14 protein-coding genes are annotated in these 13054 nt (G+C 44.5%); 9 read left to right on the forward strand and 5 right to left on the reverse strand.

Features of this window, described 5'->3' with window-relative positions:
• Positions 1–49: 49 nt before the first annotated feature.
• Positions 50–394 carry a hypothetical protein gene (locus OSCIL6407_RS0114955; RefSeq protein WP_007355387.1) on the reverse strand — a complete coding sequence of 115 codons (345 nt, stop codon included), beginning with the start codon at positions 392–394 and terminating at the stop codon, positions 50–52.
• A gap of 793 nt (positions 395–1187) precedes the next feature.
• On the opposite strand from OSCIL6407_RS0114955, the gene OSCIL6407_RS0114965 reads away from it, so the two are divergent.
• A complete protein-coding gene (locus OSCIL6407_RS0114965; protein WP_007355388.1) occupies positions 1188–2591 on the forward strand; it encodes a TldD/PmbA family protein in 1404 nt (467 codons plus the stop codon).
• 135 nt (positions 2592–2726) lie between these two features.
• On the opposite strand, the gene OSCIL6407_RS0114970 is transcribed toward OSCIL6407_RS0114965, so the two are convergent.
• The 3 genes from OSCIL6407_RS0114970 to OSCIL6407_RS0114980 all read right to left on the reverse strand — a co-directional run bounded on the left by OSCIL6407_RS0114970 (position 2727) and on the right by OSCIL6407_RS0114980 (position 4601).
• On the reverse strand, positions 2727–2936 hold the full coding sequence (locus OSCIL6407_RS0114970; protein WP_007355389.1) for a hypothetical protein: 210 nt from the start codon (positions 2934–2936) through the stop codon (positions 2727–2729).
• Positions 2937–3261: 325 nt separating this feature from the next.
• The gene (gene patX, locus OSCIL6407_RS0114975; protein WP_007355391.1) at positions 3262–3462 is read right to left on the reverse strand and encodes a heterocyst-inhibiting protein PatX; all 201 of its coding nucleotides are present in this window, start codon (positions 3460–3462) and stop codon (positions 3262–3264) included.
• Between the two features lie 290 nt (positions 3463–3752).
• Positions 3753–4601 (reverse strand): methyltransferase domain-containing protein, encoded by an 849-nt coding sequence (locus tag OSCIL6407_RS0114980; RefSeq protein WP_026103751.1) that lies wholly within the window; start codon positions 4599–4601, stop codon positions 3753–3755.
• A gap of 134 nt (positions 4602–4735) precedes the next feature.
• On the opposite strand from OSCIL6407_RS0114980, the gene OSCIL6407_RS0114985 reads away from it, so the two are divergent.
• Entirely contained in the window at positions 4736–6070 is a 1335-nt protein-coding gene (locus tag OSCIL6407_RS0114985; protein WP_007355393.1) for a TrkH family potassium uptake protein, read from the forward strand.
• A 130-nt stretch (positions 6071–6200) separates the two neighbouring features.
• A complete protein-coding gene (locus OSCIL6407_RS0114990) occupies positions 6201–6896 on the forward strand; it encodes a potassium channel family protein (RefSeq protein ID WP_007355394.1) in 696 nt (231 codons plus the stop codon).
• Between the two features lie 201 nt (positions 6897–7097).
• Here OSCIL6407_RS0114990 and OSCIL6407_RS0114995 read toward each other — a convergent pair whose 3' ends face one another.
• The gene (locus OSCIL6407_RS0114995) at positions 7098–7310 is read right to left on the reverse strand and encodes a hypothetical protein (protein ID WP_007355395.1); all 213 of its coding nucleotides are present in this window, start codon (positions 7308–7310) and stop codon (positions 7098–7100) included.
• Positions 7311–7443: 133 nt separating this feature from the next.
• Here OSCIL6407_RS0114995 and OSCIL6407_RS0115000 point away from each other — a divergent pair, with 133 nt between their 5' ends.
• The 6 genes from OSCIL6407_RS0115000 (at position 7444) to OSCIL6407_RS0115025 (ending at position 12989) form a co-directional block, all read left to right on the forward strand.
• A complete protein-coding gene (locus OSCIL6407_RS0115000; protein WP_007355396.1) occupies positions 7444–8040 on the forward strand; it encodes a sulfite oxidase-like oxidoreductase in 597 nt (198 codons plus the stop codon).
• Between the two features lie 262 nt (positions 8041–8302).
• Positions 8303–9349, forward strand: coding sequence for a UDP-3-O-(3-hydroxymyristoyl)glucosamine N-acyltransferase (lpxD, locus tag OSCIL6407_RS0115005; protein ID WP_007355397.1), 1047 nt, complete (start codon positions 8303–8305; stop codon positions 9347–9349).
• 161 nt (positions 9350–9510) lie between these two features.
• Positions 9511–9954 carry an AbrB family transcriptional regulator gene (locus OSCIL6407_RS0115010; RefSeq protein WP_007355398.1) on the forward strand — a complete coding sequence of 148 codons (444 nt, stop codon included), beginning with the start codon at positions 9511–9513 and terminating at the stop codon, positions 9952–9954.
• A 95-nt stretch (positions 9955–10049) separates the two neighbouring features.
• Positions 10050–10196: a hypothetical protein gene (locus tag OSCIL6407_RS36255; protein WP_007355399.1), complete on the forward strand. Its 147-nt coding sequence runs from the start codon at positions 10050–10052 to the stop codon at positions 10194–10196.
• A 31-nt stretch (positions 10197–10227) separates the two neighbouring features.
• Complete coding sequence (locus OSCIL6407_RS0115020) at positions 10228–11082, forward strand: CPBP family intramembrane glutamic endopeptidase (RefSeq protein WP_007355400.1); 855 nt, start codon at positions 10228–10230, stop codon at positions 11080–11082.
• Positions 11083–11423: 341 nt separating this feature from the next.
• The gene (locus tag OSCIL6407_RS0115025) at positions 11424–12989 is read left to right on the forward strand and encodes a cation:proton antiporter (protein WP_019487390.1); all 1566 of its coding nucleotides are present in this window, start codon (positions 11424–11426) and stop codon (positions 12987–12989) included.
• Positions 12990–13054: the final 65 nt, after the last annotated feature.

The following is a 13054-nucleotide window of genomic DNA, read 5'->3' on the forward strand; positions in this document are numbered from 1 at the left end:
TAACTTCAGAAGATCGACATCCTGCCTCCTGCCTCCTGCCTTCTTCCTCTTAACTAGCTAGTAACGCCGATATTTCTTTGCGATCTGCTTCTATTTGGTCAATTTTCAAAATCAGCGACTTTTTGTCAGGAGCAACTAATCGAAAATTAGTTAAAGCATCATAAGCTTCCCACTCTTGAGTAACATCGACATCTTGCCACAAAAACCAATCTTGATAAATTTCGCCATCATCAATATCACCGCAGAGAGAAAGCCAGTCATCTCCTCCCAAAGATTCTATATCTTGCGCTACTAAATCAAACCATGCCTTAGCAATACAGGCATCAAGAGAATCGTTATAATAAACAGAGTCAGACTGAATAGGAGTTTCGGGAAAACAAAGTGTAGATTTCATGGGTAGTTCCTTTTTTCTATAGTCCTACTTTATGAAAAATCTCTCCAAAATAGTATGTCCAAAATGACACTATTTAGACCTCCACATTCCCAATCTCTGGAAACAAGGGCTCTGCAATGTAGCTGAAATCCTGATACTGTTTAACTTGAGATTAGGTTAGGCAGAGGCAAAACTAGAGACTGGCTGTAGACGATTTCCCAACTGGTACACCCAGCGATCGCCAATACTTATAGGACTTACGCATTGGAACCGCAGTATAAGGGTTTGAGATTGCTTCACTGCGTAAGCGCTACGCGCAGGCTACGCCAACGCAATGACGGAATTATGTTGTATCTGTGTAAGTCCTGACTTATAATCTTTCTTTATCAATACTCCGCACAGTTTTAAGCCGTAATAACATTTCCAACCCTCACTTCCTGCAAAAACCCTAACTTTCAGGGAAACTTCAGGTTAATCTTTAATTTTTCACTTCTATAGCAACCGCCAAGACCATTAGGGCATTCTAAATCGATCGAACCGTTCGGCAAGTTCGGCAAGCGCGATCGCGACGAAGCTCTTACTTTTATTCTCTTTCCTTTCTTACCCTTCTTTCCATTCTTCCCCTAAGTTTACTCTCTTCCCTTCTTTCCCTAACTTTATTCTCTTCCCCTTCTTTTCCTCTTCTTCCCTAGCCCTGAGCATCCTAGCCCCTAGCCCCTAACCGCTGAAAGCGGTTGCTATAACTGAGAACTTCGATCGCTCACACGCCAAAATTAAGCATAAAATTAATTCAAAGTTGAACAACCGCCGCAAAATGCCTACCTCCTTCTCAGACGCAAAAAACCTGCTCTCAGACTTAATGGCACGCTACTCGCGCCAAGTCGATTACTTAGCAATACGACTAGAAGAAGCCGAAGGAACCGATATCCTACTACGGGGAGACAAAATCGAAACCCTCAGCGAAGGTATTTCCATCGGCGGACAAGTTAGAGCTTGTCACAAAGGTGGCTGGGGCTTTGCCAGCTTCAACCAGCTTTCTGGACTAGCAGCAAGAATCGAAGAAGCGATCGCGGCCGCCCAACTCATCGGTTCTGAAGAAACTATCCTCGCCCCCGTCGCCCCCGTTCAAGACACCTGCATCCTTCCCCTCACAGGCACAGATCCCCGCCACATACCTCTAACTCAGAAAAAAGGCCTATGCGATCGCTACGGTGAAATCCTCCGCAGCGTCGATCCTCACATCGCCACCATCTCCGTCCGTTACAGCGACAGCACCCAACGCATCATCATCGCTACCTCCGAAGGCACCCTCCTCGAACAAGCCTGGGCCGATATGGAAATGCGCTTCGCCGCCACCGCCCGTAACGGCGAAACCGTCCAAACCGGCCGCGAAACCACAGGCTCCCGCAAAGCCTACGAAGACCTTACAACTTTAGACGATCAAGTTCGCAGCGCCGCCCAACGAGCCGTAGACTCCCTAGCCTTACCCCCCGTTACAGGCAACACCTACACCGTCGTCATCGACCCCATCCTCAGCGGATTATTCGTACACGAAGCCTTCGGCCACCTTTCAGAAGCAGACATGGCCTACGAAAATCCCGACATCTTGGAAGTCATGACCCTCGGCCGCAAGTTTGGCCCCGACGAATTACAAATATTCGACGGTGCAGCTCCTCCCGGCCACCGAGGTAGCTACTTTTACGACGACGAAGGCACACCGGCCACCACTACCCAATTAATCAAAGATGGCGTATTAGTCGGCCGCCTCCACTCCCGCGAAACCGCTGGCAAATTAGGCGAAGCCGTCACAGGTAATGCCAGGTGTTTAAATTACCATTTTCCGCCTATAGTCCGCATGACAAATACCTGGATTGAGTCAGGGAAAACACCCGTACCAGAGTTATTTACCGACATTAAAGAAGGAGTTTATGCCCGCAACTGGCTGGGTGGCATGACTAACGGGGAAATGTTCACCTTCAGTGCTGGCGAAGCTTGGATGATTCGCAATGGTGAATTAGCCGAGCCCGTGCGTGACGTTACGCTTTCTGGGAATGTGTTTACAACTTTAGCCGACATTGAAGCGATCGGCGATGACTTTTATTGGGATGAATCCGGCGGTTGTGGCAAAGGTGGACAAGGTGGTTTACCCGTTGGTTGCGGCGGCCCCAGCCTCCGAATTTGTAATATTGTTGTTGGCGGAGAATCTGCGGAAATTTAAAGTTATGGAAGTAGTAAACGAAGAAGATTTTACCCCAAAAAAACAAATTTCCTCCAATCTTTGAGATTGGAGGATTCTTTAGGAAATGGGGGGGCATAGTATCCGATCCAAGGCTTTTGAAAATCAATTTGAGAATCAAATTTTTTGAGCTGAACTGTCTCGGCGGCCACACCCTTGAGTAGGAGTATCCCCGCAACTTCCGGTACTGGTTTCTTGAGCTAAAAGCATTTTTTGGGAAGCCTGCAATAGTTGCTCAGATATTGAATGATTCTCAAGTTTTTGGGAGGGAATCATTGCCCCAGCGAATAGAGCCGCAAATAAAGTAACTCGGAGGAAATTGTACATAGCGGGGTTTTGGATCGGAGTTTATACTTACTAATACAAACTCCCAGTTAGCCCATCCGGGAACTAACTGGGAGTCACGCTTAAAAAAATAGGAATCAATCACGAGTTTGACTAAAGACCAAGGCTTTTGATTACTTCTAGCAAGATCTATTCCTCACAACTGCGCTAGGCTTGACTCGTGATGACACAATAGGTTGTTCTTGCCTAAGTCCTAAAAAATTTAAAGGGTAGCGAATGCTACAAACGAGTAGAAAAGCCTAAATGCCTAATACAAGAACTCAGCAAATTTCAGTTATTTAATGCTAAATTCTAGATTTTTATGGCTTCATCGCCCGCTACCTCGCTCAGGCGAGACATTATTCTCGTTATTTGCTTGAACTGTGTGATTATCTGCTTGAGCTGTTAATAATTCTTGGAAATGCTTACTGTCGGAAGATACAGATGAAACGGGTTCAAAGCTTTGACTACGAACTGTTGTACCAATTAATAACAGGCTTGAGAGGAGGAGGGAAGTGTAAAAGCGCATAGTATAGTAGTGTCCGTGTTAGAGTGTCTAATTCTTGATACGGACTTTGTGCTATGCCTTCCGGCTAAAAAAATAAAATCATGGAGAGAGAGATTTAGAGCGAGGAGAGATTCGATCGGAAATCCATTAAAAATTAAAAATTAAAAATTAAAAAAGCTAGAATATAAGTTGGGTACATCCCAGCATAATTCAACTTTTTGTTAACGGTTAACAGTTAACAGTTAACTGTTAACCGTTAACTGTTAGTTGCTAAGTTCGACTAACAACTAACAACTAACCACTAACAATGATTACTTATTACCGGCAAGCAAACCAAATTTAATTAAGCCTTGCTGATAGCCATCGCGCATTAAACCCAAAGATAGGGCACCTTGAATAGTTGACCAACCCGAAAGCAGCAAATTAATAATAACCAAGGGGTTAAAAGTTGAATCAATCACAACATCCCAAAAAGGTGCGACCGCTGTTGACCAGTCTGCTGTCCGAATATTTGTGAAAGATAAGTTCTGGGCAATTGCTTCGTACTCTGGCAGCGAAATTACGTAAGGTAAAGCATACACTCGGTAAATTTCTGCTAACTGTTTTCTTTCCTTATCTGTTAGCTGTCCTAAATTTCCTGTTAGCGGACGGTGACACCAAGTAGCCATCATCAAAGTTCCACCAGGCTTAAGCACGCGATAGCATTCTTGCAAAAATCTAATCTTATTGGGCATATGTTCGCCACTTTCTAGCGACCACACTAAGTCAAATGAATTGTCAGCAAAAGGCAAATTTAAAGCATCTGCCACCTGAAAATTAGTACGATTTTCTAGGCCTGCTACTTGAGCTCGTTCCGCCGCTCTATTTGCTTGTACAGGGCTTAAAGTAATGCCAGTAACAGCAGCATTAAACTTTTCTGCTAAATAGAGAGAACTGCCACCAATACCACAGCCAACATCAAGTATATTAGCTGCCGAGGAGACAGAGGCCCAAATCAGGAGTTCTTCAATCAAGTCAATCTGTGCTTGGCGGCGTTCTTTTTTTAGATTACCCTCAAGCCCATAGTAGCCGTGGTGCATATGTTCGCCCCAAACCTGTTCCCACAGACCGCTGGAAGCGTCGTAAAATTGCTGGATTTGCTGGTAAAGTGTCGAAGTCATCGCACCGTTGTAAGCTATTAAAAGGTTTCTCTTGTCCATTGTCTACTGTTTCCTAAATTTTGTCATTTCTTCCCTTTTATTTGTGTAGACTAAAACCTATTGACAAATTACCAACAATCAATTAGTAACTACTAATGACTGTCTCGCGAACTATTTGCCTTGGCTTTCTCGCTGTCATTACCGCAGGTGCTATCTTGCTGGCGATGCCTTTTTCAACCAGTGACGGGACATGGAGCGATCCTGTAACGGCTTTGTTTACTTCAACCTCTGCTGTATGCGTTACTGGCTTGTCAGTTGTTGATGTGGGAAAATATTATTCTTTTTGGGGGCAAGTTTGTCTAGTTGCCTTGGTACAAGTCGGTGGTTTAGGCTACATGACAGCTACTACTTTCTTGCTGCTATTATTAGGTCGCAAGTTTGGTTTAAAAGACAAAGTTGCCCTGCAACAATCCCTGGATAAATCAGGATTGGCTGGCGTGGTGCAGTTGGTGAAATCAATTCTGGCAACAACGGTTTTATTTGAATTGACAGGAGTCTTTTTGCTACTGTTAGTATTTGTGCCAAAATTTGGGTTTTATGGGGGGTTGTGGTCGTCCGTATTTCACAGCATAAATGCCTTTAATAATGCTGGTTTTAGTCTCTATTCCGATAGTTTGATGGGCTATGTTGACTCGCCTTTGGTCAATTTTGTGATTACTATCTTAATTATCTTCGGTGGGATTGGCTATCAGGTAATTATGGAAATGTACCTGTGGACGCGCGATCGCCTCTCGAAAAGTCATGCTTGTATTATTTTCCCCCTGAATTTCAAGGTGGTTACTAGCACAACTATCGCACTCCTAATTTTTGGAACCTTAGCCTTTTTATTGCTAGAATTTAACAATCCTGCCACTTTCGGCCCTCTCAATTTCGGTCAAAAAGTGATGGCGGCTTGGTTTCAATCTGTCACTCCCCGTACTGCTGGGTTTAATACAATTGATATTGGCAAAATGACTCAGCCTGCCTTATTTCTGACAGTGTTACTCATGTTTATCGGTGCTAGTCCCGGTAGTACGGGTGGTGGGATTAAAACCACAACTTTTAGGCTATTGTTTAGCTGTACTGAAGCTGTTCTCGAAGGTAAAGAAGAAGTACAGTGCTATCAGCGCCAAATCCCTCAAGCATTGATTTTGAAAACTGTTGGTGTAGTGTTCGGCTCGCTGGTAGTGGTGATGACAGCTACAATATTAATTGAGTTAGCCAATCCAGAATTAGAATTTATGCCAGCATTGTTTGAGGCGGTGTCAGCTTTTGCTACTGTTGGTCTATCGACGGGGATTACAGCTAAACTTTCTTTATTGAGCAAACTGGTTGTGATTGTGACGATGTACATTGGTAGGGTCGGCGTGTTACTACTGATGGGAGCAATTTTGGGAGATCCGAAACCCTGTAATTTCAAATTCCCGGAGGAAAATTTATTGGTGGGATAGTCTGGTTTTTGATAATCTAGAAGTTGGGTTTTTACCCAGACAATTTTGTATTAGCTAGCAAAAATTCGTAGGAGGCTGCGCTTTCTCTGCTGAAACCTGAAAAGTAAGAGTTCAAGCGCTGAATATCAGTGTGAATCTGTCGTCTTTAAACTTTTTCCGCAGTTTGCGGACAGACAATAAGCAATTTGCTGTGATTGGATTAGGCCGTTTTGGTCGCGCTGTTTGTGAGACACTGCACGGCTTAGGCTATGAAGTGCTAGGTGTTGATACAGATGAAAAGAAAGTAACGCAGATTTTGAGCGATCAAATAGCGGCTCATGCTGTGGAATTAGACTCAACTGAGCCTACTGCTCTGAAAGAAGCTGGGATTTTTGAGTTTGATACGGTGATTGTGGCGATTGGGAATTACTTAGCAGAAAGTATTACCACAACTCTGAATCTTAAGGAAGGTGGGGTTGCTCATGTAGTGGCAAAAGCTTCTTCGGAAACTCACTTGAAACTGTTAACGAAAGTGGGGGCAGATCATGTGGTGTTTCCCGAACGAGAAATGGGTTGTGCTTTGGCGCGAATTCTCACGAAACCAAGTATTTTAGAGCGCTTCGATCTCGATCCGGATCATAGTATTGTGGAGATGCTTGTTCCTGAAAAGTTTGATGGCAAAACGATTGCTGATTTGGAACTCCGCCGTAATTATGGTTTGAACCTGATCGCCGTTAGCTATGCGAATAAGTTTGAGATTAATCCCCAGCCAACGCAACGTCTGAGAAAGGGGTCGGCAATGGTGGTGATTGGCTCGAATAAAGATATTAATCGTTTGCCGATTTAGAAAGCTAAGAGTTGGGAAAGCCAAGAGGAGAAAAATTTAGACCTGTTTCAGGAGTCAAAAGTCAGAAGTTAGCATGAACTATTTTTACTAAGTGAATTCTTGTTCTTAATGCTGACTTCTGAATTCTGAATTTTTTCTAATTTTCTTGAGGCAATCTATTTTTTATATCGTCCATTAATGCTTAAGAGTTTTAATGGAATCTTATAAAAATAGTTTGCCCAAAGCGAGGACAGCGATCGCGAGACTGACTTTGATCGGCCAAGGAGATAGAGCAACAAACCAAATCAAACACACTAAGCTAGCGATCGCAGCTAGAGGCCCCGGAATCCCGTCAAGGGTTTTCTTGTCAGTCCCTAATGCGATCGCGGCAGCAATCAAAAACAGTATCAGGGGAATTAGAGAATTTAGGATCATAGTTTTTACCCAGTGAGTAAATTGTTATATCCCAAACTACCTATTATAAACCATTTCGAGCATCCTTCGTTAGAATTACCTGATGGGGTGATTTTAAGTTAATATTTGTTTGCCAAGGGAGAGAGAAATTATTATGCTGGGTAAATTTTTTCATAAACCAGAACCAGAACAAAGCGATCGCGTCCCCCCCGGTCAACACTTAACACAAGGCTTTCCGGTGTTGACCTATGGCGATACTCCCCAGATTAGCACTGACGAATGGCAACTAAAAATCTGGGGAAAGGCAAAAGAAGTGACTTTCAGATGGTCAGACTTAATGGCTATGCCTCAAAGTAATTTTACTGCCGATTTCCACTGCGTCACCCATTGGTCAAAACTAGACGTAGAGTGGACTGGGGTAAAGGTGACAGACTTTATGACCTATGTAGAAGTAGATCCCACAGCCGTCCATATTATGGAGCACAGCTACGGCGGCTACACTACGAATATTGCGATCGCAGACTTCCTGCGAGAGGAGAACTTCTTTGCTCACACGGTATTTGGGGAACCCTTAACCCTCGATCATGGTGGGCCCATGCGGCTGGTAGTACCTCACCTTTACGCCTGGAAAAGCGCTAAATGGATTAACGGCCTGGAGTTTTTGGACAAAGAAGAATTAGGATTCTGGGAGCGTAATGGCTACCATCACCGGGGCGAACCTTGGGCCGAAGAACGCTACAGCAGTGTTTAGCTCTTGATATCCTACGCCCCAAGGGTGGGATTCTGAAGCTAGATGACAGAATTTAACCGCATTCCTGTTTAAGAAACTTAAACAGCCTCGTTTTTCTGGATTGTTCTAGATTTTTGGAAGTTGTTAAATATTTTGAAATATTTGCTGAGCAGGGTTTAGTGGTAATTTTAAATAATATCTGTAACTGTAAGCTGCTAAGTCACCTTTTAAAGACAAGCGATATTGGCAGTCGGCAATTTATGTTAAATGGTAATGTTAAGCAATGAAATTTAGCGAACTGTTACAAAAACTTACTTTAGTTTCCAGCCACAGCCCGATCGGTGGTGAGAATCCCGATCCAGAAATTACTGGTGTGGCCGCAGTTGATGAGGCAAAGGTTGGTTCCCTCAGCTATATAGAAGGTGGTAAATTTGCGGCTTTTGTGGCCAAAACTGGTGCTTCCGCTTTGATTTTGCCAATGGATGAAACCCTTCAAGCAGCATCTACCCAGCGAGGAATTGCTTGGATGGCGACAGCAGATCCCAGGTTATTGTTTGCGGAAGCGATCGCTCTTTTTTATCAACCATTTCGACCCACTGCCGAAATTCATCCTACGGCGATCGTACACCCAACTGCGGAAATTGGCACAGATGTGTACATTGGGCCTCACGTTGCTATTGAAGCAGGAGTGAAAATTGGCAATGGAGTTTGCCTTCATCCCAATGCGGTAATTTATCCAGCAGTGGAAATAGGCGATCGCACAGTTTTACACGCTAATTGCACTATCCACGAACGTACTAAGATTGGGGCAGATTGCGTAATTCACTCTGGTGCAGCGATCGGTTCTGAAGGCTTTGGTTTTGTACCCACGCCGACTGGTTGGTTCAAAATGGAACAATCTGGCTGTACTGTCTTAGAAGATGGTGTTGAAGTTGGTTGTAATAGTACAATTGACCGTCCCGCTGTGGGAGAAACCCGGATTGGCCGCAATACAAAACTTGACAATTTAGTACATATAGGTCACGGCTGCCAAGTAGGTCAAAATACGGCAATAGCTGCCCAAGTTGGCATGGCTGGCGGGGTTAAAGTTGGTAATAATGTGCTGTTAGCGGGTCAAGTAGGAATTGCTAATCAAGCAAAAATAGGAGATGGTGCGATCGCCACTGCTAAAGCTGGAATTCATAGCGATGTCCCCGCAGGGTCTATTGTGACCGGCATTCCAGCAATTCCCCACAAATTATTTCTCAAGGCCGCAGCTATTTATAGCCGCTTACCTGAAATCTACCATTCCCTCAAGCAACTCCAGCGCCACGTAAATTTAAAGGATTAGGGAACTGCGACAGATTTATCTTACCCAAATAGACGAACTGGGAAGTAAAAAAAGATTTTTGCTAAAACTGATAAGTTTGAGTATATATTTTTGATATTGCTCTCAATCAGCATAAAAGTCTATTAAGCAATCACCAGGATTGAAGGATATTTCGTAAGACCATGACTGAAACTGCAACATCTCCACTCATAGGAAGGGCTCTCCTTCAAAAAGTAAAAGAACTATCCCACTTGCCTCGGCGAGAAACCGCAAAGCTGTGCGGATATTACTCGACGACAAAAAACGACTCGACCCGCGTTAACATGACGGATTTTTACGACGCGGTTTTGGCGGCTAGGGGAATTCCCTTAAGTCCAGAAAATATAAAAGACGGGCGCGGCCGAGAAGCGACTTATCATGTCAGCGTTCACAAAAACGGTCAAATCGTGATTGGTTCGACTTACACTGAATCGATGGGATTAAAACCGGGAGACGAGTTTGAAATCAAACTGGGCTACAAACACATTCACTTGATACAGTTGGATGCTGTTAAGAGTCGAGGTCAAAATGATGAAGATTCGGAGGAAGTAGAGGAAGAGGAAGAGGAAGAAAATTCTGAGGAGTAATACAAAGGTGGTAGAAATGGGTCTGCGATTTTAGCAAGTGAGATATAGCTAGGGACTAGGGGCTAGGGGAAGAAGGGAAGAAGGGAACAGCATCTATGGTGGCAGGAAATCAGAACGTCCTAACTGCCAAGAAGGTTGTTATAAATCGGGAAGGGGAGACTTTTGAGTTGACTGGAGGCGATCGCGCTGGGGCTTATTCCAATTTCTTGCCCCTTTCTGCCACTACCCTAATCTGGATTTAAAAGGCAGTCTATTTCTGAAGCGAGATAATTTATGGGAATTGCTGACCAAATAAACAGCCTGCGGCTTTTGTTGCTATCAATGCCAGCAATTGTTAAGGTAATGGCTTTTTTCGTGGCTTGGGTTGGTTTGTGGTTGCCAATCGCTATTCCCAGCGCGATCGCCCTGAATTGGCACCCGCCCCAACCTTTGGAAAATAAAAAATTACCTTTACTCGCTTCCCTCTACCTGATTGTGCCACTAATTATCAGGGGTGGAATTTGGGTTGAAGGCTGGTCTTTTGCCGATTTGGGATTAGTCGCCCCACCCCAAATTTTGATTTCTTTAGGCCTGGGTGTCAGCTTAGGAGTGCTCAGTATCGCAACTTTATTTGTAATTCAACGGGCTTTAGGCTGGATTAGCTGGCAAAGCAGCGAGGAAAAAATAATTCATCCGATATTATCTATTTTTCAGCCTTCTTTACTTTTGACTCTATTATTAGGATTGTGGATTAGCGGGACGGAAGAGCTAATTTTTAGAGGCTTTTTACAAAATCTACTTCAGCAAGATTATTCTATATTTATGGCGGGTGCGATCGCGAGTTTAATTTTCGCCGCCGCTCATTTACTTTGGGAAGTACAAGAAACTTTTACCCAATTACCGGGATTGTGGCTGATGGGAATGGTCTTGACTTTTGCGCGTATTTGTGATGGTGGGAATTTAGGCTTAGCGATCGGACTTCATGCTGGTTGGATTTGGGTAATTGCTAGTCTTGATACGGCTAAGATCGTTGCCTATACTGGCCGCGTGCCGGAATGGATTACGGGGATAAAGGCGCAACCTTTAGCGGGAGTTGCTGGGATTTTTTTTCTGGCGATGACGGCGGGCATTTTAGCAATTTTTGAGTAAGCTTTAAGTAGAAGGAAGAAGGAAGAAGGAAGAAGGAAGAAGGATTTACTTAATTCCTTTTCAATTTCAGAGTGCCGAGTCTGCCTCATCGGATTTTTGGTTTAATTCCCGTTAAACGGTATTGAGTCAGGACTTACGCACCGAACCAAAGAAACCGGGTTTTTTGACGAAAATACTTCGCACTGATCCACAAATTCTCTCAAAAACCCGGTTTCTGGGACTATGAGCGTAAGTCCTATGAGTATTAACTGATGATGATTGCGCCCTGCTATATCTAGGGATCGTCCAGAAATACACTCAAAGAAATAAACTAAGGATGAAGACAACTTTTCTGTGAACCTATGGCAGTTGAATCCTCCTTGAGCGAAATCGCCATTGAAGCCAATCTCAAACAGTTTCTGCTGGTACTCTCGGTTTCGTTAAGTGTGGCTACCCTGCCGCAAATTTTTAGCTGGTTTCGCCACATTCCTTATACCTTACTGTTAGTCATTGTCGGGCTAGGGTTAGCCTTGGTAGACGTGCGGCTAGTCAACCTTTCACCGGGATTGATTTTGTCTATTTTTCTACCGCCGCTGTTGTTTGAAGCCGCCTGGAATTTGCAGTGGGCAAAATTAAAACACGATCTGCTGCCGATTTGCCTGTTTGCGATCGTGGGCGTGTTGATCTCCATTGCCGGAGTCGCCTTGGGGCTACACCAACTCGCAGGGCTATCCATAACCACAGCGCTGCTGGTGGGGGCAAGCCTATCAGCCACCGATCCGGTTTCTGTGACGGCCCTGTTTCGAGAATTGGGGGTGGAAAAACGCCTGTCCATTCTGATGGAAGGGGAAAGCTTATTCAATGATGGGGTGGCAGTAGTTGCTTTCGGATTTTTAATGGCGTTTTCCCTGGGAACGAGTGAACTTGCGATCGAGCCGATTCTGCTTCAGTTTTTCCAGGTAGTCGGCATTGGGATTGGCATTGGTTGCTTGATTGGGTTTGGTATCTCTTACCTGACTCAGCGCTTCGATCTGCCCCTAGTGGAACAATCTTTAACGCTCGTTTCGGCTTACGGTACTTACCTGATTACTGAAGATTTAGGCGGATCGGGCGTGATTGGAGTGGTGACGACGGGCTTAATTTTGGGCAACTTTGGGTCACGGATCGGCATGAATCCCCGAACCCGCACGATCGTCACCGAATTTTGGGAGTTTCTGTCATTTTTTGTCAACTCGATCGTGTTCTTGCTGATTGGCGATCAAATCCGGTTTGCCATTCTGGGCGAAAATCTAGGCCCGATCGCCATTACTATCGGCGCAATGATTTTGACACGGGCGATCGCAATTTATGGATTGAGCTTTTTGAGCAATCGCGTTGCCAAATCAGACATTCCCGTTCCCGATCAAACAATCCTATGGTGGGGCGGCTTACGAGGTTCGGTGTCGATCGCACTGGCGTTAAGTATGCCAGTGATTTTGCCAGAACGAGAAGAAATTATTGCCACCGTGTTTGGTGTTGTTTTGTTCACCTTGCTGTTTCAGGGTTTAACCATTCAGCCACTGTTAAAAGCGTTGAACCTGTTAGGCAACCAACCCCTACGCGAGCACTATGCAGAGGCGATCGCTCGTCAGACTGCTTTCCAACGGGTGCTGCACTATCTGGAAAAAATTGAAACCCGTCCTGGCATCGATCCAGAGTTTTATGGGTATCAGAAGGCACTGGTAGAAGGTAAATTGACCAGTTTGCAAACGGAAATCGATCGACTTGTGGATGAACATCCCGATCTGCAAGGTTTTATCGTCGGTCAAGTGCGATCGGAACTGCAAGCGATCGAGGCGGAAACCTACGCTGAGTTTGTCCGAGCGGGGCAGCTTAACCGAGAACTTTCACCTTTTTTGCAACAAATAGGTGAAGGTAAAGAGGAATAAGTAGAAGGAAGAAGGAAGAAGGAAGAAAAATTTAGTTATCTAGGAGAGAAGGAAGAATGTTTATA

Source organism: Kamptonema formosum PCC 6407 (assembly GCF_000332155.1).
In the GTDB taxonomy this organism is placed as follows: domain Bacteria; phylum Cyanobacteriota; class Cyanobacteriia; order Cyanobacteriales; family Microcoleaceae; genus Kamptonema; species Kamptonema formosum.

Bases quoted from the DNA above. Each gene is read 5' to 3' on its own strand.
- OSCIL6407_RS0114980 (WP_026103751.1), bottom strand. From the start codon at position 4,601: ATGACTTCGACACTTTACCAGCAAATCCAGCAATTTTACGACGCTTCC.
- OSCIL6407_RS0115025 (WP_019487390.1), top strand. From the start codon at position 11,424: ATGGCAGTTGAATCCTCCTTGAGCGAAATCGCCATTGAAGCCAATCTC.
- OSCIL6407_RS0114955 (WP_007355387.1), bottom strand. From the start codon at position 394: ATGAAATCTACACTTTGTTTTCCCGAAACTCCTATTCAGTCTGACTCT.
- patX (WP_007355391.1), bottom strand. From the start codon at position 3,462: ATGCGCTTTTACACTTCCCTCCTCCTCTCAAGCCTGTTATTAATTGGT.
- OSCIL6407_RS0115020 (WP_007355400.1), top strand. From the start codon at position 10,228: ATGGGAATTGCTGACCAAATAAACAGCCTGCGGCTTTTGTTGCTATCA.
- lpxD (WP_007355397.1), top strand. From the start codon at position 8,303: ATGAAATTTAGCGAACTGTTACAAAAACTTACTTTAGTTTCCAGCCAC.
- OSCIL6407_RS0114985 (WP_007355393.1), top strand. From the start codon at position 4,736: ATGACTGTCTCGCGAACTATTTGCCTTGGCTTTCTCGCTGTCATTACC.
- OSCIL6407_RS0114970 (WP_007355389.1), bottom strand. From the start codon at position 2,936: ATGTACAATTTCCTCCGAGTTACTTTATTTGCGGCTCTATTCGCTGGG.
- OSCIL6407_RS0114995 (WP_007355395.1), bottom strand. From the start codon at position 7,310: ATGATCCTAAATTCTCTAATTCCCCTGATACTGTTTTTGATTGCTGCC.
- OSCIL6407_RS0115010 (WP_007355398.1), top strand. From the start codon at position 9,511: ATGACTGAAACTGCAACATCTCCACTCATAGGAAGGGCTCTCCTTCAA.
- OSCIL6407_RS0115000 (WP_007355396.1), top strand. From the start codon at position 7,444: ATGCTGGGTAAATTTTTTCATAAACCAGAACCAGAACAAAGCGATCGC.
- OSCIL6407_RS0114965 (WP_007355388.1), top strand. From the start codon at position 1,188: ATGCCTACCTCCTTCTCAGACGCAAAAAACCTGCTCTCAGACTTAATG.
- OSCIL6407_RS36255 (WP_007355399.1), top strand. From the start codon at position 10,050: ATGGTGGCAGGAAATCAGAACGTCCTAACTGCCAAGAAGGTTGTTATA.